Genomic DNA, 18,799 nt, shown 5'->3' on the forward strand with positions numbered 1-18,799 from the left:
CCGGTCGAGCAGCAGCACGGTCGGCAGCTGGGGCGCGTGCTGGCGGACGCGGCGGACGGCCAGGCGAGAGAAGGACATCACGACCACCCGTGACTCCTCCTTGCTGGCCGGCGCGCTCAGGCCGTGCCGGCGCAGCTGGGCGATCAGCTTCGCCTCGACGAGCCCCGTGTAGCGGACCGGGTGCTTGGTCTCGACGAACAGCTTCACCGGTCGCGGCGTGTCCTTCAGCAGCCCGAGCAGGTCCTCAAGCGTGAGCAGGCCGCGTTCGTGCTGCTCGGCCGAGGGTTGGGCGAGCGGCTCATGGATGAGGTCGTCGGCCGACTCGGGCAGCTCGTGGTGCCACTGGCCGAAATCCAGCTGATTGAGCCGGTCCAGGGTCAGGGTGCTCACCACGCCCCGGCCCGTGGACGTGCGGTCGACCTTGCGGTCGTGCACGCACACCAGATGGCCGTCCCTGGTCAGGCGAATATCGCATTCAAGGCCGTCCGCGCCCTGTTGGAGGGCTAGCTCGTAGGCCGCTCTCGTGTGTTCGGCGCGGTGCTCTGAGGCGCCCCGGTGCGCCACGATCTCGGGTCTCACGCGCGCATTCTGAGGCATTCGGGTGAACGATGGGTGACCGGGCCAACGCTGGACCACGGATGGGTGAGCGAATTACCGTCGGTCACCATGACGACGTTCGACCCGAAGGACCCGGCGTTCATCGCGGATCCGTACCCCGTGTTCGCGCAGATGCGCGCCGAGGGCGAGGTGCACCAGCACGCCGACTTCGGGCTGCCCGTCACCCTCTCGCACGCCGCGTCCGCCGCCGTGCTCCGCCACCGCGGCCTCGGCCGCATCTGGTCGGACGCCAAGCCGGTGGACGCCTTCGCCGCGTTCAACCTGCTGCATCGCAACTCGCTGCTGGAGAACGAGCCGCCCACCCACACCCGGCTGCGGCGGCTGATCTCCACCGCCTTCGGCCGCGGCCACATCGAGCGGCTGCGGCCCTGGGTCGGCGAGCTGGCCACCCGTCTGGTCGACGACGTCGCCGCGCGCATCGACGCCGACGGCCACGCCGACCTGCTCGAACTCGTCGCCGCCCCGTTGCCGGTCGAGGTCATCGCCGAACTACTCGGCGTTCCCGGCTCCGACCGGGCACTGCTGCAGCCGTGGTCCAACACCATCGTCAAGATGTACGAGTTCGGTCTGCCCGACACCCAGCGGGCGCAGGCCGAGAACGCCGCCGGCGAGTTCGTCGCGTACCTGCGGGAGCTCATCGCCCTGCGCCGCAAGACGCCCGGCACCGACCTGGTCAGCGACCTGGTCGCCGAGACCGACGCCGACGGGGCCAAGCTCACCGAGGACGAGCTCGTCGCCACCGCCGTGCTGCTGCTCATGGCCGGGCACGAGGCCACCGTCAACGTCATCGGCAACGGCGTCTTCGCCCTCATGCGGCACCGCGACCAGTGGCAGCGGCTCGTGGCTGACCCCGGCCTGCTCCCCACGGCCGTCGAGGAGCTCATCCGCTACGACTCGCCGCTCCAGCTCTTCGAGAGAACCGCCACCGCCGAGGTCGAGGTCGCCGGTCTCACCCTCCGTCCCGGCGACAAGATCGCCGCCCTGCTCGGCTCCGCCGCGCGGGATCCCCTCGTCTTCGCCCAACCCGACGTCCTCGACATCGGCCGCTCCCCCAACCCCCACCTGGGCTTCGGGGCCGGCATCCACTACTGCGTCGGCGCACCCCTGGCCCGCATCGAGGTCTCGGCGACGTTGGAGGCCCTCGCCCGCCGCCTGCCCGGCCTCCAGCTCGCCGCTCAACCCGAGCGCCGAGCGGAGTTCGTCATCCGCGGCCTCAGTTCGCTGAGCCTGACCAGCTGATGGGCTAGCGCGGGGTGCCGGCGGCGCGGAAGGTGCGCAGCGGCGGCTCGGGGGCGTCGGTGACCTTGACCAGGCGCAGGCGGTGCACGGTGGCCGGGTCGATGGGCTCCAGGAGCTGGGTGATGCGGCTGACGAACAGCGCACCGGTGGCGGCGACGAAGCCGGCGACCAGGTCGGCGAGGAGGTGGAGTTCGACGCCGTTGGCCAGGGACTGGACGCTGGAGCCGAAGAGGGTGACGAGCCAGACGAGGACGAACAGGAGCTCGCCCACGGCCCAGGCGGCCCACCACATGAGCAGCAGGCGGGAGGGACGCGGGCGCTCGGCGGCGGGCTTGCGGGCGGCGGCGTGCTCCAGCTCGGCGAGGATGGAGCCGGCGACGGCCATGTTGAGCACCGGCACGAGAAGGCCGATGAGGACGTCGCGCAGGGAGCGGGCGGGGCGCTGGCCGGAGACCTCGGCGGCGACGTCACGGGCGCGCAGGACCCACAGGACGCCGAGGGTCAGCGAGGCCAAGGCGGCGAGGCCGGAGACGACCCCCGCGGTGACGACGAGGGCGTCGGAGAAGGCCACGACGGTGCGGGACAGGGCGCCGCTGCGGCTGAGGATCAGCAGGACGTAGCGCCAGCCCTCGCCGACAACGGCGATACCGAGGGCGGCGGTGATGATCCACAGCGTGGCGACGAGGTTGCGCGAGAGCATGCGCAGCTGGTCGAGGGGCTTGGGCCTGGCCTTGCGCCCGAAGGCCACCGGCCAACGCCAGCTGAGCTGCGGAAACCCCCACCGAGGCGGCACGGGGTACGAGGGCGGCCCGGTGTAGGGCAGGGATCGCCGGGGCACGGACCGCGACGCGCCGGACTGCGGTGGCGGGGTCGCCACCCACTGCCACCGCCCGGCCATGCTCAGATCACCTCGGGAACGACGCCCTCGGCGGCGACCAGCGGGAAGCCCTGCTGGTGCCATACCTGCATGCCGCCGGCGACGTTGACGGCGTCCCAGCCGCTCTGGTTGAGGTACATGGTGGCCCGGGCCGAACGGCCGCCCATACGGCACACCACATACACCTCGCCGCTGTCCTGGGGGACCTCGCCGATGCGCTCGGCCAGCTCGCCGAGGGGGATGTGGATGGCCTGCGGCGCGTGCCCGGCGGCCCACTCGTCGTCCTCACGGACATCGAGCAGCACGGCTTCGACGGGCACCTGGTCGACCGACGTGGTCGGCACCTCCTGCGGCATCATGCCCCGAATGCTGCCACGTGACGGCGTGGGGCAGGCGTTAACCCCCGGCTGCGAGGCTCTCCGCGACGGCCGTGAGCTGGTCCTCGGTCAGTGGCAGTGAGTGTCGGCCGGCGCCGGGGGGCACGGCCAGGGTGCCGGGCTCGGCGTTGGCGACCTGGGTCCAGTCGGGGCTCGCGAAGCCCTCGGCGGTGATCACATACAGCCGGTGCGTGGGCGTGTAGACGCGCAGCGCCTGCGACGGGTGCCCGGGGTCGTAGCTCAGCGGGGCGTACAGCTGCATCACGGTGCCGTCGGGCAGCGCCTGCCGTCGCGGCGGGGTGCATTCGCCGTTCACGAACCGCTCGCTGTCGGCGGCCTGGGTGGGGGTGCCGCTGAAGCCGTGGACCTCGATGTACACGCTGCCCCCGCCCCCGCTGTCGACGACGTCGGCCCAGGTGCTGGCCAGCACGGAGTCGCTGCTGGTCGGCTTGGGCAGCATGGTCGAGCGGGTGATCTTGGACGATGCCTTGGGCGCGACCTTCTGCAACGCCGCGAGCAGCGATTTGTTGACCGCGTCCAGGTTGACGGGGTCGACCTTGGGCTCGCCGGGCACGCTGATCCCGTTGGAGCAGTCCCTGGTGTCGGACCTGGCCGACGAGGTCCAGCCGGACGTCGTGGTCACGACGCTGGAGGTGGACGCGGCGGCCAGCTGGTTGGAGGGCATCCCGCCGGGCAGGCTGGACCGCAGCACCGACGTGGTCACGCCGACGCCGGCCACCACCGCCACAACGCCGAGGGCGGCCCCCAGGCGACGGGTACGCAACCGACGGCGGCCGCGCCGCACGACATCGTCCAAGGCGGTGTGCACGGGCGGCGGCAGCTGCTCGGAGACCTCGGCGCGCAGCAGGGCCAGCAGCTCCTCGTCCTCGGTGTCCACGCTGATCACCTCGCCGCCTGAAGCAAGCCGGTCACGGCACCGTACGCCTTGCGCAGGGTGGTCAGACCACGGGCGGTCTGGCTCTTGACCGTGCCGGTGGTGCAGCCGAGGGCGTCAGCGACCTCCTCCACGGACAGGTCCTCGACGAACCGCAGCACCAGCACCGCCCGCTGCCGCGCCGGCACCTCCTGGAGGGCTTTGAGCAGCGACGGCCGGTCCTCCACGCTGGAGGTGTTCTGCTCGACCATGACCTCCGGCGGGTCGGCCATGACCTGCTCACGCTTGCGGCCGCGCCGCTTGGTGTCGAGGAAGGCCCTGGTCAGCACGGTGTGCAGGTAGGCGTCGGCGCTCTCGATGCGGACCTTGTTCCAGCGCCCGTACATGCTCACGAACGCGGTCTGGGCGATCTCCTCGGCCTCCAGCCAGTTGCCGCACAGCGCGTGCGCCATCCGCCGCGCGCCGTCGAAGCGGCTGGTGAAGAAGTCGGCGAAGCCGTCGTCGCGCAGTGCCACGTCTGAGTGGACGTCTTGTCCCCCGAATGGGTTGCGCACCGATGTCAGGCCGTGGAGGACGACCGCCGTGACCGCAGCCGCGGCCGGATGGCCAGCCGACGGTGCCGGCCGTCGGTCTGCCCCTCGCCGAACCGCAGCACGTCCCGGTCGCGGGTGAAGCCGAGCGGGTCGGGGGCGTGCAGCCGCAGCATGATCCGGTTGACGTCCTCGGGCCGCCGCCGGTGGGTGGCCTTGCTGACGATGATCATGGTGATGAACGCGACCGGCACGGTGATCAGCGCGGGCTGCTGGAGCACGGCCGGCGACCAGTTGCCGGTGTAGCTGCTGACGATGTTGCCGATCAGCGCCAGCGCGACCAGGCTGCCGCCGAGCACCATGCCGACGCCGGCGCCGACCCAGGTCAGGCCCCGCCACCAGATGCCGAGCATGAGCACCGGGCAGAAGGTGGACGCGGCCATCGCCAGCGCCATGCCCACGCCCAGCGACACGTCGTTGTTGTGCAGCAGTAGCGCCCCGACCAGCGGCGCGAGCACGACCAGCACGGTCGACCAGCGGAAGTCCCGGACGCGGCCGCGGGAGACGTCGGTGGAGACCACGCCGGCCAGGCTGACCAGCAGCCCGGACGAGGTGGACATGAACGCGGCGAAGGCACCGGCGGCGACGATCGCGCCCAGCACCTGGCCCAGGATGCCGGGCAGCATCGCCTGCGGCAGCAGCAGCACCGCCGCGTCGGTCTTGCCGGTGACCAGCAGCTGCGGCTCGTAGATGCGGGACAGCGCGCCCAGTAAGGCCGGGAACAGGTAGAACATGCCGAGCAGCAGCAGCACGTGCAGCGTGGTGCGGCGGGCCGAGCGGCCGTCGGGGTTGGTGTAGAAGCGGGCCAGCACGTGCGGCAGACCGAGGATGCCCAGGAACGTGGCGAAGATCAGCGAGTAGCTGTCGAACAGCTCGGGCAGCCCGCCGGACTGCGGCCGCAGCCAGTCGGCGTTGCTCTGCACGGCGCCGTCGACCATCGGCACGGCGCTGCCGGCGCTGAACGACAGCTGCGTCTTGGCCCCGATGTTCTGCTGGCTCACGCCCCACACGGCCGAGCCGTCGACCCGCTGCCCGTTGACCCAGCCGTGCACCTCGGGTAGGCGCAGCGGGTGCTCGACGCGCAGCCGGACCGGCTGCTCCAGTGTCACGGTGGTGTCCTTGGTGAACATCGGCGGCCCGTCGGCGGCCAGGCTCTGCTGCCCGTCCGGCGGCCCGCTGCCGGCGAACACGATGCACAGCACGAACGCCGGCACGCTGATCGCGAACAGCTTCACCCAGTACTGGAACGCCTGGACCAGGGTGATGGCCCGCATGCCGCCGCTGAGCACGTTGATCACGACCACGACGGCCACGACCACGATGCCGAGCCAGTCCGGGGCCCACGGCAGCACACTGTTCAGCGTGAGGCCGGCCCCTTGGAGCTGCGGGATCAGGTAGATGTAGCCGATGGCCACGGTGATCACGGCGGCGACGCCGCGCAGCCCGCGGGAGCCGAGCCGGGCCTCGACGAAGTCGGGCAGCGTGTAGGCCCCGGAGCGGCGCAGCGGGGCGGCCACGAACAGCAGCAGCGCCAGGTAGCCGGCGGTGAAGCCGATGGCGTACCAGAGCTCGTCGGGCCCGTTCTTGAGGACGAGGCCGACGATGCCGATGAACGACGCCGCCGACAGGAACTCGCCGGCGATGGCGGCCGCGTTCTGGTGGGCCGAGACCCGCCGCCGGGCGACCAGGAAGTCGCGGGTGGTGTTGGCCGTGCGGGAGCCGTGATAGCCCAGGTAGAACGTGCCGATCACGATGATCGCGATGCTCACGCACGCCAGCGCGTTGATCCCCATGTCAGTGGTCGACCATGCTCACGAAGTCGCGCTCGTGCCGTTCCGCGCGCCGCACGTACCAGACGCCCAGGCCGTAGAGCAGCGGATACGGCAGCGCGCCGAGCAGCACCCACGGCAGCCGGATGCCGAAGATCGTCAGGTCGCCGAAGGACGGGAACAGGAAGAACAGCAGCGGCAGGCTGGCGATGGTGAAGATGAGCAGGATCGCCATCCAGAACGAGGTGCGGAACTGGGCCCACACCAGGCTGCGCACCAGGTGCTCGCCGACGCTGGTCTGCTCCTCCAACTCGACGATGGTGCGGGCGACCGTGCGCGAGCCCTTGGCCTCGGCCAGCACGACCTTCTTGCGTCGCGGCGGCTTGCGCTGCGGCTGCGCCGGCTCGACCGGCACCAGCTCGGTCGAGGGCTTGGCGGGCTCCCGGTCGCCCGTCATGTGCCGGCGCCCCAGCCGTGCTTGGGCTGGCGGACCAGCCGGTCCTTGAGCTCACGGGTGTGCCGGCGGCTGACCGGCAGCTCCTTCTCGTCGGAGCCGGCGCCGACCACCACGGTGTAGCCGGACGAGCCCATGCGCAGCTCGGTGACCAGCGGCAGCGACACCAGGAACGACCGGTGGATGCGAATGAAGCCGGCATCGGCCCAGCGCTCTTCCAGCTGGGCCAGCGGGATGCGGACCAAGTGGCTGCCCTCCGCGGTGTGCAGCCGGGCGTAGTCTCCCTGGGCCTCCACGTACCGCACGGTGGAGCGGGGCACCAGCTTGGTGGTGCCGGCCAGCTCGACGGGGATCACCTCGTCGTCGCCGGCCTGCTCGACCACGCCGCCGACCGGGGTCGGCGGGGCCGCGGTCAGCAGCCGGAACTTGGCCACCCGGTCGATGGCCATGTCCACCCGGGCCTGCTGCGGCGGCTTCACGATGTAGTCCAGCGCGCCGAGCTCGAAGGCGGTGACGGCCTCCTCGGACAGCCCGGTGACAAAAACCAGCTGCGGCTTGTCCCGGAACGCGTTGATGACCTGGGCCAGCTCCAGCCCGGACAGCCCGGGCATGGAGATGTCGGCGAACACGGCGTCGACGGGGCACAGGCCGCGGTCCAGCCGCTGCTTGGTCTCGGGGTCCGCGCCGCGGATGACGCGCAGCGCCTCCGCCGCGTCGTACGCACCGATCACCCTGCCGACCTGCGAATTCTGGCCGAGCAGGTAGGTCAGCTCGTCGAGCCCGTGGGCCTCGTCATCGACGGCCAACACGAGGAGACCTGGCGTGGTGTCCTGAATGCTCACTGTGCCGCGCAATCTTGCCGATCGACCGGTGGTTGTGTCCATCTTCGACCACCGTTCGATCGGGGTGAAGCCGGCCCCGTCGCAAGGCCGGCCCTGACCACGCAGGCTGATCTACGTGGCGGGCCGCGGAAACGGTTCAGAGCCCGAAGCGGGACCAGGTGGCGCGCTGCTCAACGGCCTCGATGGCGGCCAGCACCTTCTCGCCGGCGCCGCCGAACACCGAGCTCCCGCCGGCGATGCCCAGCCGGGCCAGCAGCGGCTTGCGGGCCTCGGCCACCGCGATCTCCGCGCCGGGGAACTTCTTGGCCACGACCTCGCGCAGCGAGCCCAGCCCGTCGACCAGGCCCAGCTCCAGCGCCTTGGCCCCGGTCCACACCTCGCCGGTGAACAGCTCCGGGTTGTCGGCCAGCTTGTCGCCGCGGCGCTGTTTCACCCAATCGGTGAACTCGGTGTGCAGCTCGCCCTGCAGCCCCTTGAGCCAGGCGATGTCCTCGTCCTTGACCGGACTGAACGGGTCGAGCCGGTGCTTGTGCTCGCCGGCGGTGTAGACCCGGCGCTCCACGCCGAAGCGCTCCAGCAGGCCGGTCAGGCCGAAGCCGGCGGTGATGACGCCGATGGAGCCGACCATGGAGGTGCGGTGGGCGTAGATCTCGTCGGCGGCACAGGCCAGCCAGTAGCCACCGGAGGCGGCCACGTCCTCGCAGAAGGCCAGCACCGGCACCTTCTTCTTGGCCGCCAGCTCCCGGATCCGCTCGCCGACCAGCGCGGACTGGGTGGGCGAGCCGCCCGGGGAGTTGATCGCCAGCGCGACCGCCTGCAGCCGGTCGTGGGCGAACGCCTTGGCCAACGCCGGCTCGATGGCGTTGAGATTGATCGCGCCCCGGCCCAGCGGCTGCGGGGTCGGCGTGATCACGCCGTGCAGCCGCACCACGGCGACCACCGGCGACCGGTCGACCCGATCGCCGAGAAGGGGCAACCTGGCGGCCAGCTTGTCGGCCAGCTTCTCCGGGACGTTCATGGTCGGAGACCCTACGCGTGAACAGTGTTCAACGGGCGGCTGTGCGCCGTCAGCGAACCGGGCTCAGCCGGACCCGCCGGTCGTCCGGGCCGGGGCCCTCGTCGGCGGGGTCGTCCGGCACCACGGCCAGCACCGGCCGCACGCCGGGGCTGAACTTGGGCACCCGCATGGTGACCTTCATGCCGGCGTCCGGGGCCGTCTCGACCATCAGGGCGTAGTCCTCGCCGAACACCGTGCGCATGCGGTTGTTGATGTTGCCGATGCCGACGTGCGCGCCGGACTTGTGGGCGTCCTTGAGGTCGTCGAGCAGCAGGTCGGCGTCCATCCCGACGCCGTCGTCCTCGACGCTGATCAGCGCCTCGCTGCCGTTGTCCTGGGCGATGATGGTGACGGTGCCGCCGCCGGGCTTGTTGGCCAGGCCGTGCTGCACGGCGTTCTCGACCAGCGGCTGGAGCACCAGGAACGGCACGACCACGTTGAGCACCTCGGGCGAGATGCGCAGCCGCACGGACAGCCGCTCGTTGTAGCGGGCCCGCTGGATGGTCAGGTACCGGTCGATGTTGCGCAGCTCCTCGGCCAGCGTGGTGAACAGCCCGTTGGCCCGGAAGGAGTAGCGGGTGAACTCGGCGAACTCCTGGAGCAGCTCGCGGGCGTGCTCCGGGTCGGTCCGCACCAGCGAGCTGATGGCGTTGAGGGCGTTGTAGACGAAGTGCGGGGAGATCTGCGCGCGCAGGGCCTTGACCTCGGCCTGGGCCAGCCGCTGCCGGGACTCCTGGAGCTCGCCCAGCTCAAGCTCGGTGCAGACGAAGCGGGCCACCTCCTGGGACATCCGGTAGAGCCGCTTGCTGCCGACGCCGCCCACGATGATCAGCGCGCCGCGGGTCCGGGACTCCACGATCAGCGGCACGATCACCGCCTGGCGCATCTTGCAGTTGCCCTTGTCGACGCACTCCAGCTCGTCGTGCTCGACGAACTCCTTGCGCTCGCCGCTGATCGCCTTGACGATCGCGTCCTGGAGGTCGACGTAGTGCTCGTTGGCGTCGCCGTCCCAGGACAGCAGCGCGCCCCGCTCGTCGGTCATGCCGACCGCGACGCACTTGAGCAGCTCGACCAGGTTCTTGCACGCCTTGTCGGCGGCGTCGGGGGTCAACCCGTCCCGCAGGTCCGGCGCGGCCTTGGACATGCGGTGCAGCGCGTCGGCGACGGCTTCGTCGACCGACGTGCTGACCCGACGCGCCCGGCACAGCAGAACGAACAGCCCGAGCACGGCGAGCGTCGCGATGATGCCGAGCACTGTTTGCTCGGTCAGGAGCTCGACCACCCCGCAATGCTCCGCCGAACAGGGCCGATGGGCAAGCTCTCGTCAGGCTGACGGCCGGGCTCGTCGGTGAACGGTCCACTACCGGCAGCGACGAGTAGACATCCGATGAATCACCAGGCAGGGTGGTCGCGTGCCAGCTCCACGTGTAGGCCTGTTCGCCACCTGCCTGACCGACACGTTCTATCCGTCGACGGCCCGCGCGGTGCTCCGGCTGCTGGAGCGACTCGGCTGCGACGTCGACTTCCCGATGGACCAAACCTGTTGCGGCCAGATGCACTACAACACCGGATACCGCGAAGAGGCGCGCTCACTGGCGTCGAAGTACGCCGGCGTGTTCGCCGGCTACGACGCGATCGTGGCGCCGTCCGGGTCGTGCGGCGGCATGGTGCGGGAGATCCATCCCGAGCTGCACGGGTCATCCGATGCCTTCGCCCGCACGTACGAGTTGTCGGAATTCCTGGTCGACGTGCTCGGTGTGACGGATGTCGGCGCCTACTTCCCGCACCGGGTGACCTATCACCCCACCTGCCACTCGCTGCGGATGCTGGGCGTCGGCGACAAGCCGCTGCAACTGCTGCGCTCCGTGCGGGGCCTGGACCTGGTGGAACTGCCGGAGGCGGAGACGTGCTGCGGCTTCGGCGGCACCTTTGCCGTGAAGAACGCCGACACCTCGACGGCCATGCTCGGCGACAAGATGCGCTGTGTGCTCAACACCGGCGCCGAAGTGCTGTGCGCCGGCGACAACTCGTGCCTGATGCACATCGGCGGCGGCCTGTCCCGGCTGCGCACCGGCGTGCGGACCGTCCACCTGGCGGAAATCCTGGCCAGCACCGAGGAGGAGCCGTGGGCAGCAACCCCGTGACCTGGCTGGGCAGCCCGGTTTTCCCCAAGGCCGCCAAGGCAGCGCTGGCCGACACCCAGCTGCGCCGCAACCTGCGCAAGGCCACCCACACCATCCGGGACAAGCGCGCCAAGGCCGTGGCCGAACTGCCCGACTGGGAACAGCTTCGGCGGGCCGGCGAGGCGATCAAGGACGACGTTCTGTCCAATTTGGACACTTACCTGGAACGGATCGAGGCCGCCGTCACGGCCCGCGGCGGGATCGTGCACTGGGCGCTGGATGCCCATGAGGCCAACGAAATCGTGCTGCGGCTGGCCCGCGAGGCCGGCACCGACGAGGTGGTCAAGGTCAAGTCCATGGCCACCGCCGAGATCGGGCTCAACGAGGCACTGGAGGCCGGCGGCATTCGGGCCGTGGAGACCGACCTCGCCGAGCTGATCGTCCAGCTGGGCAACGACCGGCCGTCGCACATCCTGGTGCCGGCCATCCACCGGAACCGTTCGGAGATCAAGGAGATCTTCCAGCGGGAGATGGCCGAGAAGCCCGCCTCCGACGAGCCTCGCGACCTGGCCGAGGCGGCCCGGCGGCACCTCCGGCGCAAGTTCCTGTTGGCCCGCGTGGCCGTGTCGGGGGCGAACTTCGGCGTCGCCGACACCGGCTCGATCGTGGTGGTGGAGTCCGAGGGCAACGGACGGATGTGCCTGACCCTGCCGGAAGTGCTGATCACCGTGATGGGCATCGAGAAGCTGGTGCCGACCTGGCGGGACCTCGAGGTGTTCCTCCAGCTGCTGCCCCGGTCCTCGACCGCGGAGCGGATGAACCCGTACACCTCGGTCTGGACCGGCGTCACGCCCGGCGACGGCCCGCAGCAGTTCCACCTGGTGCTGCTGGACAACGGCCGCACCGACGCGCTGGCCGACCGGGTCGGGCGGCAGGCGCTGCGCTGCATCCGGTGCTCGGCCTGCCTGAACGTCTGCCCGGTGTACGAGCGGACCGGCGGCCAGGCCTACGGCTCGGTGTATCCCGGGCCGATCGGCGCGATCCTGTCGCCGCAACTGGTCAACGACATGCACGACAAGCAGGCGGCGTCGCTGCCGTACGCGTCCTCGCTGTGCGGCGCCTGCTACGAGGTGTGCCCGGTGCGGATCAACATCCCGGAGGTGCTGGTGCACCTGCGGGCCGAGGCCGTCGAGGCCAAGGGCCGCACCCCGGAGTCGGTCGGCATGGCCGCCCTGGGCTGGATCTTCAACGACGCTCGGCGGTACGAGAACGCCCAGAAGGTCGGTTCGCTGGCCCGGCACCTGGCTCCGTCCGGGCGGATCAGCAGCCTGCCGTGGCCCGGCTCGAAGTGGACGTCCGCCCGTGACGTGCCGACGCCGCCGGCCGAGTCGTTCCGGACGTGGTGGAGGAAGAACCGTGGCTGACACTCGTTCGGTGGTTCTCGGCCGCATCCGCCGCGCCCTGGCGGACCGGCCCTCGGTCGAGGCGATCCCCCGCGACTACGACCTGAGCCGGCCCCTCGGCGACCTGGTGGAGCTGGCGGCCGAGCGGATCGCCGACTACCGCGCCGAGGTGCACCAGGTGGCGTCGGCCGACGTGCCGGCGAAAATCGCTTCGTTGCTGGCGGCCCGGGGCGCGACCCGAATGGTCGGACCTGTCGACCTGCCGTCGAGCTGGCGGGTTGACGGCGCGGAATGGCTCATCGACTCACCGTCACTGTCGATCGATCAATTGGACGGCGCCGACGGTGTGCTGACCGGTTGCGCGGTGGCCATCGCCGAGACCGGCACCCTCGTTCTGGACGGCGGCGAGGCCCAGGGCCGGCGGGCGCTGACCCTCGTGCCGGACTACCACCTGTGCGTGGTGCGGACCGACCAGATCGTCGGCATCGTGCCCGAGGCGCTGGCCCGGCTGGAGCCGACGCGGCCGCTGACCTTCATCAGCGGACCCTCCGCGACCAGCGACATCGAGCTGGACCGGGTGGAAGGCGTGCACGGTCCGAGGACCCTGCACGTGATCATCGCCGTTACTTGATCAGCCTCGACAACCGGCGGTCGGCCAGGGGCTTGCCGCCGGTCTGGCAGGTCGGGCAGTACTGGAACGACTTGTCGGCGAAGGAGACCTCGCGGACGGTGTCGCCGCAGACCGGGCAGGGCAGACCGGTGCGGGCGTGGACCCGCAGCCCGGAGCGCTTCTCGCCCTTGAGGGTGGCCGAGCCCTGCCCGACGGAGCGGGTGACGGCGTCGGTGAGCACGCTGTGCAACGCGGCGTGCAGGCGGTCCAGCGCGTTGGCGTCGAGCTTGCCGGCGGTGGCGTAGGGCGAGAGCTGCGCGGTGTGCATGATCTCGTCGGAGTAGGCGTTGCCCACGCCAGCCAGCAGGGTCTGGTCGGTCAGGGCCGTCTTCAACCGCTCGGTGCGGCCCTTGAGCAGGGCGGCGAGCGTGTCCCGGTCCAGCGACAGGGCGTCCGGGCCGAGGCGGGCGATGCTGGGCACCTCGGCCGGATCCTTGACGATCCAGACGGCCAGGCCCTTCTTGGTGCCGGCCTCCGTGAGATCGAAGCCCGGCCCCTGTCCCGGCGGTCCGAGGTGCACGCGCAGGGCCAGCGGCCCCTTGCCGGGCTTGGGCGGGGCGGCGGACAGCGTGTTGGCCCAGCGCAGCCAGCCGGCGCGGGCCAGGTGCACGATCAGGTGCAGCCCGTCGCAGTCCAGGTCCAGGTGCTTGCCGTGCCGACCCGCGCCGGTGACCTCGCGGCCGTGCAGGTCGGTCCAGGGCGGGCTGGCGGTCTTGAGCACCGACAGGGACGCCACGTCGACCCGCGCCACCGTGCGGCCGACAGCGTGCTCGCGCAGGTGGTGCGCGAGCGCTTCGACCTCCGGCAGTTCAGGCAAGTGCTAGTCCACTGGTTGCAGCGGCCCGTCCACGTTGGGCAGGGAGTACACCTCGATGTTACGCGCGACCTTGCTGGTCTCCTGGCGCACGTTGAACACGCCGCGCACGGTGCCGACCCAGCGCTCCGGCGGGTGTTCGTCCAGGTCACCCGGCGTCTCGGCGACGATCGTCCACGGGCGACGCAGCGCCCACCGGGCCGGGAAGAACAGGAACAGCAGCACCAGCGCGAGGATCAGCCACCCCGGCACGACCACACCCGTCGGCCGCCAGACCAGCAGCACGATGGTGAGGATGACCAGGATCGAGATCATGCCGATGCCTGGCCCGTGGCCGCCGGCCACGTCGTGCTCGAAGTCGTCGGCGCCATCCATGTTCGCCCACGACATGCGACCCCGCACGGTCCACATCCTGCCGTCGGCGCCACGCACCAACCGCGTCATCACCGCCTCCTCGCGATCGCGAACCGGTCACCGAAGCGTCTGTTCACGGTATCGCGGCGGGACTGGACCCGGCGGGTGAACCTGTGCACCCGGCAATTGTGACGGTTCGGAACCGTCCCCGCTCAGCGGGGCTTTCGCGACGTGGTCGGGCCGGCCGCGGTGTCGGCCGGGGCGCTGGTCACGGCGGGTTTGGTCGTGGTGGTGGTGGTGGTGGTGGTCGGCGTGACCGGGCCCGAGGACTGCGGCGGCTTCTTCGGCGCCGTGGTGGTGGACGGCGAGGTCTTGATCGGCGCGCTGGGGTCGGACGGGGTCGAGCTCTGCAGCGCGATCGTCGGCCCGTTTTCGGTGCTGCTGGCCACCGGGTCGTCCAGCACGCGGCCGCTGGTGTCGACCGGCGCGGTCGACGTGGCGCTGGCCTCGATCGGGTCGGGGGCGCCGGTCTGCGACGGCGGCGCCGGCCGGCCGACGCCGTTGTGGTCGGGCCGCTTGCCGAAGAACGCCGTCTTCGCGCCCTCGGCCGCCTGGAACTTGCCGCCTGTGGGCTGGCCGCTGGCGAAAGTGCTGGTCGGGATGGGCGCCGTGCCGCTCTGGCCGTTGGCGGCGCTCGGCTGGCCCGGCGACGGCGCGCAGTAGGTCGAGACGACCTGGTGGTCGCTGGGGTTGGGCAGCGCCTCGTGCACGTGCGACAGCCACGGGCCGATGGCGATGCCGAAGACACCGACGGCGGCAACGGAGCTGGCGGTCAGCGCGAGCTTGACGCGCGTCGCCAGCAAGGCGCCCTTGCCGGCCAGGGCCGCACCGAAACCGCTTCCCGTAGCGGTGTGGGCGGCGAACGCGGCCGTCGCGCCGAGGCCGACCGTCGGCACCAGCAGGCCGGCGTGCGCACGCAGCGCGGAGCACACCTCGCGCAGCTCGCCCTGCAACGTCTTGCACTGAACACAGCCGCGCAGGTGCGCCTTGATCCGGCGGCCTTCGAGGCCCTTCACGGTGCCCGCGGTGTAACCGCCGAGCTTCTCCCGCACCGACTGGCAGGCCGTCGCGCCGAGATCCTGGGTCAGGTGGGCCTGGAGGTAGGCCGCACGCAGGCCGTCACGGGCGCGTCGGGCCAGGGCTGCGGTGGCGTTGGCGCTCAGGCCGAAATGCGGCGCGACCACCGCCGGCCGCTCGCCCTCCACCTCGACCTGCCACAGGACCGTCCGCCAGCGCTCCGGCAGGCTGGTGAACGCCTGCGTGATCAGCGTGCTCTCGGCCAGCCGCGACGAGTTGTCCGCGTACGGCTCCGCCCGGCGGTCCAGCTCCGCGTCCTCCACCGGCACGTCACGGCGACGGGCGCTCCACTCCCACGACACCCGGCGGGCCACCGTCAGCAGGTAGGTCCGAACGTGGTCGGTCGGGCCGTTGCCTCGGCGCACCGCCTGCAACACCCGGAAGAAGGCCTCCGCGGTGAGGTCGTCCGCCTCCGCCGCGTCCCGCACCTGCTGCATCGCGAACCGGCGGACGGCGTCCGCGTGCCGCGAGAACAGCTGGCCGAAGGCGCTGTCGTCACCGGCACGAAGTCTGTCGAGCAGGGCTTGGTCGTCATCGGCGCCCGCCGACACCGGGCGGCTGAACTCTGCCATCCCCCGCCCCCTCCCCAGCCGACGCCACCGAGTGGGTGACGATAATCCCACGAACAGGTGTAACCAAACGTAACAGGATCAGGACAACCTGAGTCGTTCTTACAAGGTCGCCGACCGCCGTCGATACCGCCGATTGGCCTCAGCCAGCCGTAATAACGCCTGGTGTCGGACCGGTCACGGCTCGGCGTCAGCTGGTCACGGCCCGGTCCACGCGGCCACCGGACTCCAGTAGCCTTCACCCGTGGTGGAATGGCGTGGAGAAGCGTCGGCGCGGTTCCCCGAACTGCGTCCCTACCTCGAACGCGACTCCTGGTCCTGCCACGTCTTCCTGTTCGAGGTGCTGCAACTCGCCCTCGAAGCCCACCGCGCCGGCGACCAGGAGCTGCTCGCGAGGTCGTACGGCTTCGCCCGCTGGTGCTTCGAACAGCCCGGCCGGTTCCTGTCCAACGCCGCCGTCGTCAGCTTCTACGAACACGTCTTCGACGACTGGGACCTCCGCCACGACGTCGCCCGCCGGCTGCCCACCGAGGTCATGGCCCAGGTCCGCCCGCTCTGGGAGTGGCGCCTGCCCGCCGACAAGTTAGCCGAGGTCGACCGGCTGCTGGGGGTAGCGGACCACCCCGCTTGAAAACCCCTACCGCCCATGGGATATGCTGTGCGCAGCACGGCGTTGCGGACGTAGCGCAGTTGGTAGCGCATCACCTTGCCAAGGTGAGGGTCGCGAGTTCGAGTCTCGTCGTCCGCTCGGGTCTGAGGGGCGTATATCCGCTGGAAAGCGCGGATATACGCCCCTCGCCGTTTGTTTTGGGGGGCCGAGCCCCCCAAGCCCCCCACGGACTGACTCAGGTGGTGCTGGGGGCGAACATGGTGCGGGGCGTTGGCGGAGGCCTCCGTCTGCCGGCCTTCTCCTCCTCAGGTCCCGTCGTTCTCTCCCCCCTCACTTCTTTTCCGGCTTCAGACTTCTATTCGGTACATGCCGAAGATCATGAAGGCGGTTTCGAAGCGGATGGCCAGGTCGCTGAAGCCGGAGCCCCAGACGCGGACGGAGAGGACCTCGGTGCCGGGGCTGGTGGCGAAGGCGATGGTGACGTCGGAGTCGCCCTCAAGGGGGAACTCGAACCAGCCGTCCTTGGCGGTCGAGTCGGAGGTCATCAGGCCCAGGTCGACGTTGCGCCAGTCGCCGTCCTCCAGCTGCTGACCGGCGAACGTGCTGGCCACCTCCACGAAGGCCTTGGCGTTCTGGGCGAGGATCCAGCCCTCGGCGAGCAGCTCGCCCTTCATTCTGCTGATCACGGCCTCCAGGGGTGGGCCGGCGCCGCGGCCCACCCCTGGAGGGTGCCGTCAGCCGCCGAAGTACGAGGTGAAGTTGGTGGCGAACTCCCAGTTGTTGAACTTATCCCAGTTGACGGACCAGGTCATCAGGCCGCGAAGATCGGGATGGCGGCCGTGCACGGCGTAGCCGCCGCAGTTGGAGCCCTTGGTCAGGCAGTCCAGGGCCTGGTCGAGGGCGCCGGTGGGAATCCAACCGTTGCCGGCGTTCTGGTTGGCCGGCACGCCGATGGCGACCTGGCCGGGGCTCAGCGCCGGGAACATCCGCGAGGTGTTGCCGGCCACCGGGAAACCGGTCAGCAGCATGTCGGTCATGGCGATGTGGAAATCGGCCCCGCCCATCTGGTGGTATTGGTTGTCCAGGCCCATGATCGGGCCGGAGTTGTAGTCCTGGACGGTGAGCAGCGTCAGCGAGTCCCGCAGCGCGTAGATGACGGGCAGGAAGGCGCCGGCCCGCGGGTCCTGGGCGTTGTTGGGGCCGGGGCCGTAGAACTGGTAGCCCAGCTGCACGAAGAAGGTCTCGGGGGCCATCGTCAGCACGAACTTCGCGCCGTAACGGGCCTTCAGCTGCTTGAGCGCCGAGATCAGGTTGACCACGACCGGGGTGGTCGGGCTGCGGAAGTCGGAGTCGCCGGCCTGCAGGGACAGGGACTGGTTCTCGAAGTCGATGTCGACGCCGTCCAGGCCCCAGCGGTCGATGATGGCGCTGACCGAGGTGACGAAGTTGGTCGCCTGGGCGGCCGAGGTCAGCTTCACCTCGCCGGCGGCGCCGCCGATGGAGATGACCACCTTCTTGCCCTTGGCCTGCTGGGCCTTGATGCCGGCCAGGAAGTCGGCGTCGCTCTCCACGCCCGCGCACTCGCTGGCCGAGCAGCGGTTGAACACGACGTTGCCGTTGCCGGCGGAGTCGGCGAAGGCCAGGTCGATCACGGTCCACGCGGCCGGCACGCTGGCGATCGGCTCGTAGCCGGAGCCGTTGGCGAAGCTGGAGTGCAGGTAGCCGACGAGGGCGTGGGTCGGCAGGCCCGACGGCGGCGGCGTGGTCGGCCCGGTTGTGGTCGTGGTGGTGGTCGTCGTGGTCGTCGTTGTGGTGGTGGGCGGCGGCTGGTTGCCGGCGGGGCCGGTCAACGCCACGTCGTCCAGGTAGTAGGTGGGCTGCCCGTACCAGCCGTGCACGTAGATCGTCACGGTGGTGGTGGACGCGCCGGTGGTGAACGACGTGGACAGCTGCTGCCAGCCGGAACTGGAGGTCCACGTCTGCGGATCGGTCGTGCCGGTGCCGGTGGCGCCGAGATAGACGTAGCTGCCCTGGACCCAGGCGGTCAGCGTGTACTGGGAGTTCGGCTGCACGCTGATCTGCTGGCTGCACTGGGCGAAGTTCTGGCCGGCGGGCGTGCCGGCGGCGGCCCCGGAGCCGGAGTGCGTCGGCGAGGCGACCGCGGCGACGGCCGAGCAGGTCCAGCCGGACAACCCGGACTCGAAGCCGGGGTTGGCCGCCAGGTTGGCGGTGGCGCCGGTCGCGGGCTGGGCCACGATGGCCAGCGCGACCAGTTGCGGTGAGACCGGCTAAAGCGTGAAGCAGGGATCTGCGGGTCATGCGTGCCTCCACAGGGTGCGATCCGCGGTGCCCGAAAGTGGACTAGACCACATTTTCCGTGTCAAGGTCTAGACCAAAACCG

At 70.8% G+C, this 18,799-nt stretch carries 20 protein-coding genes and 1 tRNA gene; 6 read left to right on the top strand and 15 right to left on the bottom strand.

The window, feature by feature from the left end; translation table 11 throughout:
* A partial coding sequence (locus KUTG_RS25940) for a glycerophosphodiester phosphodiesterase family protein (RefSeq protein ID WP_232240942.1) occupies positions 1-579 on the bottom strand: 579 nt, incomplete at its 3' end.
* 87 nt (positions 580-666) lie between these two features.
* On the opposite strand from KUTG_RS25940, the gene KUTG_RS25945 reads away from it, so the two are divergent.
* On the top strand, positions 667-1,857 hold the full coding sequence (locus tag KUTG_RS25945; protein WP_043720352.1) for a cytochrome P450: 1,191 nt from the start codon (positions 667-669) through the stop codon (positions 1,855-1,857).
* Between the two features lie 4 nt (positions 1,858-1,861).
* Here the strand turns inward: KUTG_RS25945 and KUTG_RS25950 are convergent, their stop codons facing one another.
* From KUTG_RS25950 to KUTG_RS25990, 9 genes are all read right to left on the bottom strand, one after another.
* The gene (locus tag KUTG_RS25950) at positions 1,862-2,755 is read right to left on the bottom strand and encodes a DUF4328 domain-containing protein (RefSeq protein ID WP_043720355.1); all 894 of its coding nucleotides are present in this window, start codon (positions 2,753-2,755) and stop codon (positions 1,862-1,864) included.
* Between the two features lie 2 nt (positions 2,756-2,757).
* Positions 2,758-3,093: a rhodanese-like domain-containing protein gene (locus KUTG_RS25955; RefSeq protein ID WP_043720356.1), complete on the bottom strand. Its 336-nt coding sequence runs from the start codon at positions 3,091-3,093 to the stop codon at positions 2,758-2,760.
* Between the two features lie 37 nt (positions 3,094-3,130).
* A complete protein-coding gene (locus KUTG_RS25960; protein ID WP_157494773.1) occupies positions 3,131-4,009 on the bottom strand; it encodes a hypothetical protein in 879 nt (292 codons plus the stop codon).
* Between the two features lie 5 nt (positions 4,010-4,014).
* Positions 4,015-4,521 (bottom strand): SigE family RNA polymerase sigma factor, encoded by a 507-nt coding sequence (locus KUTG_RS25965; RefSeq protein ID WP_043720361.1) that lies wholly within the window; start codon positions 4,519-4,521, stop codon positions 4,015-4,017.
* Between the two features lie 44 nt (positions 4,522-4,565).
* A complete protein-coding gene (locus KUTG_RS25970) occupies positions 4,566-6,389 on the bottom strand; it encodes a sodium/solute symporter (RefSeq protein ID WP_052395414.1) in 1,824 nt (607 codons plus the stop codon).
* 1 nt (position 6,390) lies between these two features.
* Positions 6,391-6,822 (bottom strand): hypothetical protein, encoded by a 432-nt coding sequence (locus KUTG_RS25975; RefSeq protein ID WP_232240943.1) that lies wholly within the window; start codon positions 6,820-6,822, stop codon positions 6,391-6,393.
* Positions 6,819-7,673, bottom strand: coding sequence for a LytR/AlgR family response regulator transcription factor (locus KUTG_RS25980; protein WP_084579794.1), 855 nt, complete (start codon positions 7,671-7,673; stop codon positions 6,819-6,821). Before KUTG_RS25980 ends, KUTG_RS25975 begins: the two co-directional genes overlap by 4 nt.
* A gap of 124 nt (positions 7,674-7,797) precedes the next feature.
* Entirely contained in the window at positions 7,798-8,679 is an 882-nt protein-coding gene (locus KUTG_RS25985) for a S49 family peptidase (protein ID WP_043720362.1), read from the bottom strand.
* 49 nt (positions 8,680-8,728) lie between these two features.
* Positions 8,729-10,000 carry a sensor histidine kinase gene (locus KUTG_RS25990; protein WP_043720365.1) on the bottom strand — a complete coding sequence of 424 codons (1,272 nt, stop codon included), beginning with the start codon at positions 9,998-10,000 and terminating at the stop codon, positions 8,729-8,731.
* Between the two features lie 130 nt (positions 10,001-10,130).
* Here KUTG_RS25990 and KUTG_RS25995 point away from each other — a divergent pair, with 130 nt between their 5' ends.
* From KUTG_RS25995 to KUTG_RS26005, 3 genes are read left to right on the top strand one after another with little or no spacing between them, the layout of a single operon-like run.
* Positions 10,131-10,862 (top strand): (Fe-S)-binding protein, encoded by a 732-nt coding sequence (locus KUTG_RS25995; RefSeq protein ID WP_043720367.1) that lies wholly within the window; start codon positions 10,131-10,133, stop codon positions 10,860-10,862.
* Positions 10,844-12,265 carry a LutB/LldF family L-lactate oxidation iron-sulfur protein gene (locus KUTG_RS26000; protein WP_043720368.1) on the top strand — a complete coding sequence of 474 codons (1,422 nt, stop codon included), beginning with the start codon at positions 10,844-10,846 and terminating at the stop codon, positions 12,263-12,265. The genes KUTG_RS25995 and KUTG_RS26000 overlap by 19 nt, the downstream gene beginning before the upstream one ends.
* Positions 12,258-12,875 (top strand): LutC/YkgG family protein, encoded by a 618-nt coding sequence (locus KUTG_RS26005; RefSeq protein ID WP_043720371.1) that lies wholly within the window; start codon positions 12,258-12,260, stop codon positions 12,873-12,875. The genes KUTG_RS26000 and KUTG_RS26005 overlap by 8 nt, the downstream gene beginning before the upstream one ends.
* Here the strand turns inward: KUTG_RS26005 and KUTG_RS26010 are convergent.
* The 3 genes from KUTG_RS26010 to KUTG_RS26020 form a co-directional block, all read right to left on the bottom strand.
* Positions 12,868-13,731, bottom strand: a complete 864-nt coding sequence (locus tag KUTG_RS26010) for an Fpg/Nei family DNA glycosylase (protein WP_043720373.1) — start codon at positions 13,729-13,731, stop codon at positions 12,868-12,870. The genes KUTG_RS26005 and KUTG_RS26010 overlap by 8 nt on opposite strands.
* A gap of 3 nt (positions 13,732-13,734) precedes the next feature.
* Positions 13,735-14,172: a hypothetical protein gene (locus tag KUTG_RS26015; RefSeq protein ID WP_043720376.1), complete on the bottom strand. Its 438-nt coding sequence runs from the start codon at positions 14,170-14,172 to the stop codon at positions 13,735-13,737.
* A gap of 122 nt (positions 14,173-14,294) precedes the next feature.
* The gene (locus KUTG_RS26020) at positions 14,295-15,791 is read right to left on the bottom strand and encodes a sigma-70 family RNA polymerase sigma factor (protein WP_043720379.1); all 1,497 of its coding nucleotides are present in this window, start codon (positions 15,789-15,791) and stop codon (positions 14,295-14,297) included.
* Positions 15,792-16,032: 241 nt separating this feature from the next.
* On the opposite strand from KUTG_RS26020, the gene KUTG_RS26025 reads away from it, so the two are divergent.
* A complete protein-coding gene (locus tag KUTG_RS26025) occupies positions 16,033-16,419 on the top strand; it encodes a DUF7674 family protein (protein WP_043720380.1) in 387 nt (128 codons plus the stop codon).
* A gap of 44 nt (positions 16,420-16,463) precedes the next feature.
* Positions 16,464-16,536 (top strand) — tRNA-Gly (locus KUTG_RS26030).
* Between the two features lie 209 nt (positions 16,537-16,745).
* Here KUTG_RS26030 and KUTG_RS26035 read toward each other — a convergent pair.
* Both KUTG_RS26035 and KUTG_RS26040 read right to left on the bottom strand, forming a co-directional pair.
* Positions 16,746-17,084: a hypothetical protein gene (locus KUTG_RS26035; protein WP_157494775.1), complete on the bottom strand. Its 339-nt coding sequence runs from the start codon at positions 17,082-17,084 to the stop codon at positions 16,746-16,748.
* Between the two features lie 48 nt (positions 17,085-17,132).
* Positions 17,133-18,653, bottom strand: coding sequence for a chitinase (locus KUTG_RS26040; RefSeq protein ID WP_369794509.1), 1,521 nt, complete (start codon positions 18,651-18,653; stop codon positions 17,133-17,135).
* Positions 18,654-18,799: the final 146 nt, after the last annotated feature.

It is taken from the genome of Kutzneria sp. 744, from assembly GCF_000568255.1.
Taxonomy (GTDB): Bacteria; Actinomycetota; Actinomycetes; order Mycobacteriales; family Pseudonocardiaceae; genus Kutzneria.

What these genes read in the sequence shown, in the direction of transcription:
- KUTG_RS25945 (WP_043720352.1), top strand. Translation starts at nt 667, where the DNA reads ATGACGACGTTCGACCCGAAGGACCCGGCGTTCATCGCGGATCCGTAC.
- KUTG_RS25950 (WP_043720355.1), bottom strand. Translation starts at nt 2,755, where the DNA reads ATGGCCGGGCGGTGGCAGTGGGTGGCGACCCCGCCACCGCAGTCCGGC.
- KUTG_RS25955 (WP_043720356.1), bottom strand. Translation starts at nt 3,093, where the DNA reads ATGATGCCGCAGGAGGTGCCGACCACGTCGGTCGACCAGGTGCCCGTC.
- KUTG_RS25970 (WP_052395414.1), bottom strand. Translation starts at nt 6,389, where the DNA reads ATGGGGATCAACGCGCTGGCGTGCGTGAGCATCGCGATCATCGTGATC.
- KUTG_RS25975 (WP_232240943.1), bottom strand. Translation starts at nt 6,822, where the DNA reads ATGACGGGCGACCGGGAGCCCGCCAAGCCCTCGACCGAGCTGGTGCCG.
- KUTG_RS25985 (WP_043720362.1), bottom strand. Translation starts at nt 8,679, where the DNA reads ATGAACGTCCCGGAGAAGCTGGCCGACAAGCTGGCCGCCAGGTTGCCC.
- KUTG_RS26015 (WP_043720376.1), bottom strand. Translation starts at nt 14,172, where the DNA reads ATGACGCGGTTGGTGCGTGGCGCCGACGGCAGGATGTGGACCGTGCGG.
- KUTG_RS26020 (WP_043720379.1), bottom strand. Translation starts at nt 15,791, where the DNA reads ATGGCAGAGTTCAGCCGCCCGGTGTCGGCGGGCGCCGATGACGACCAA.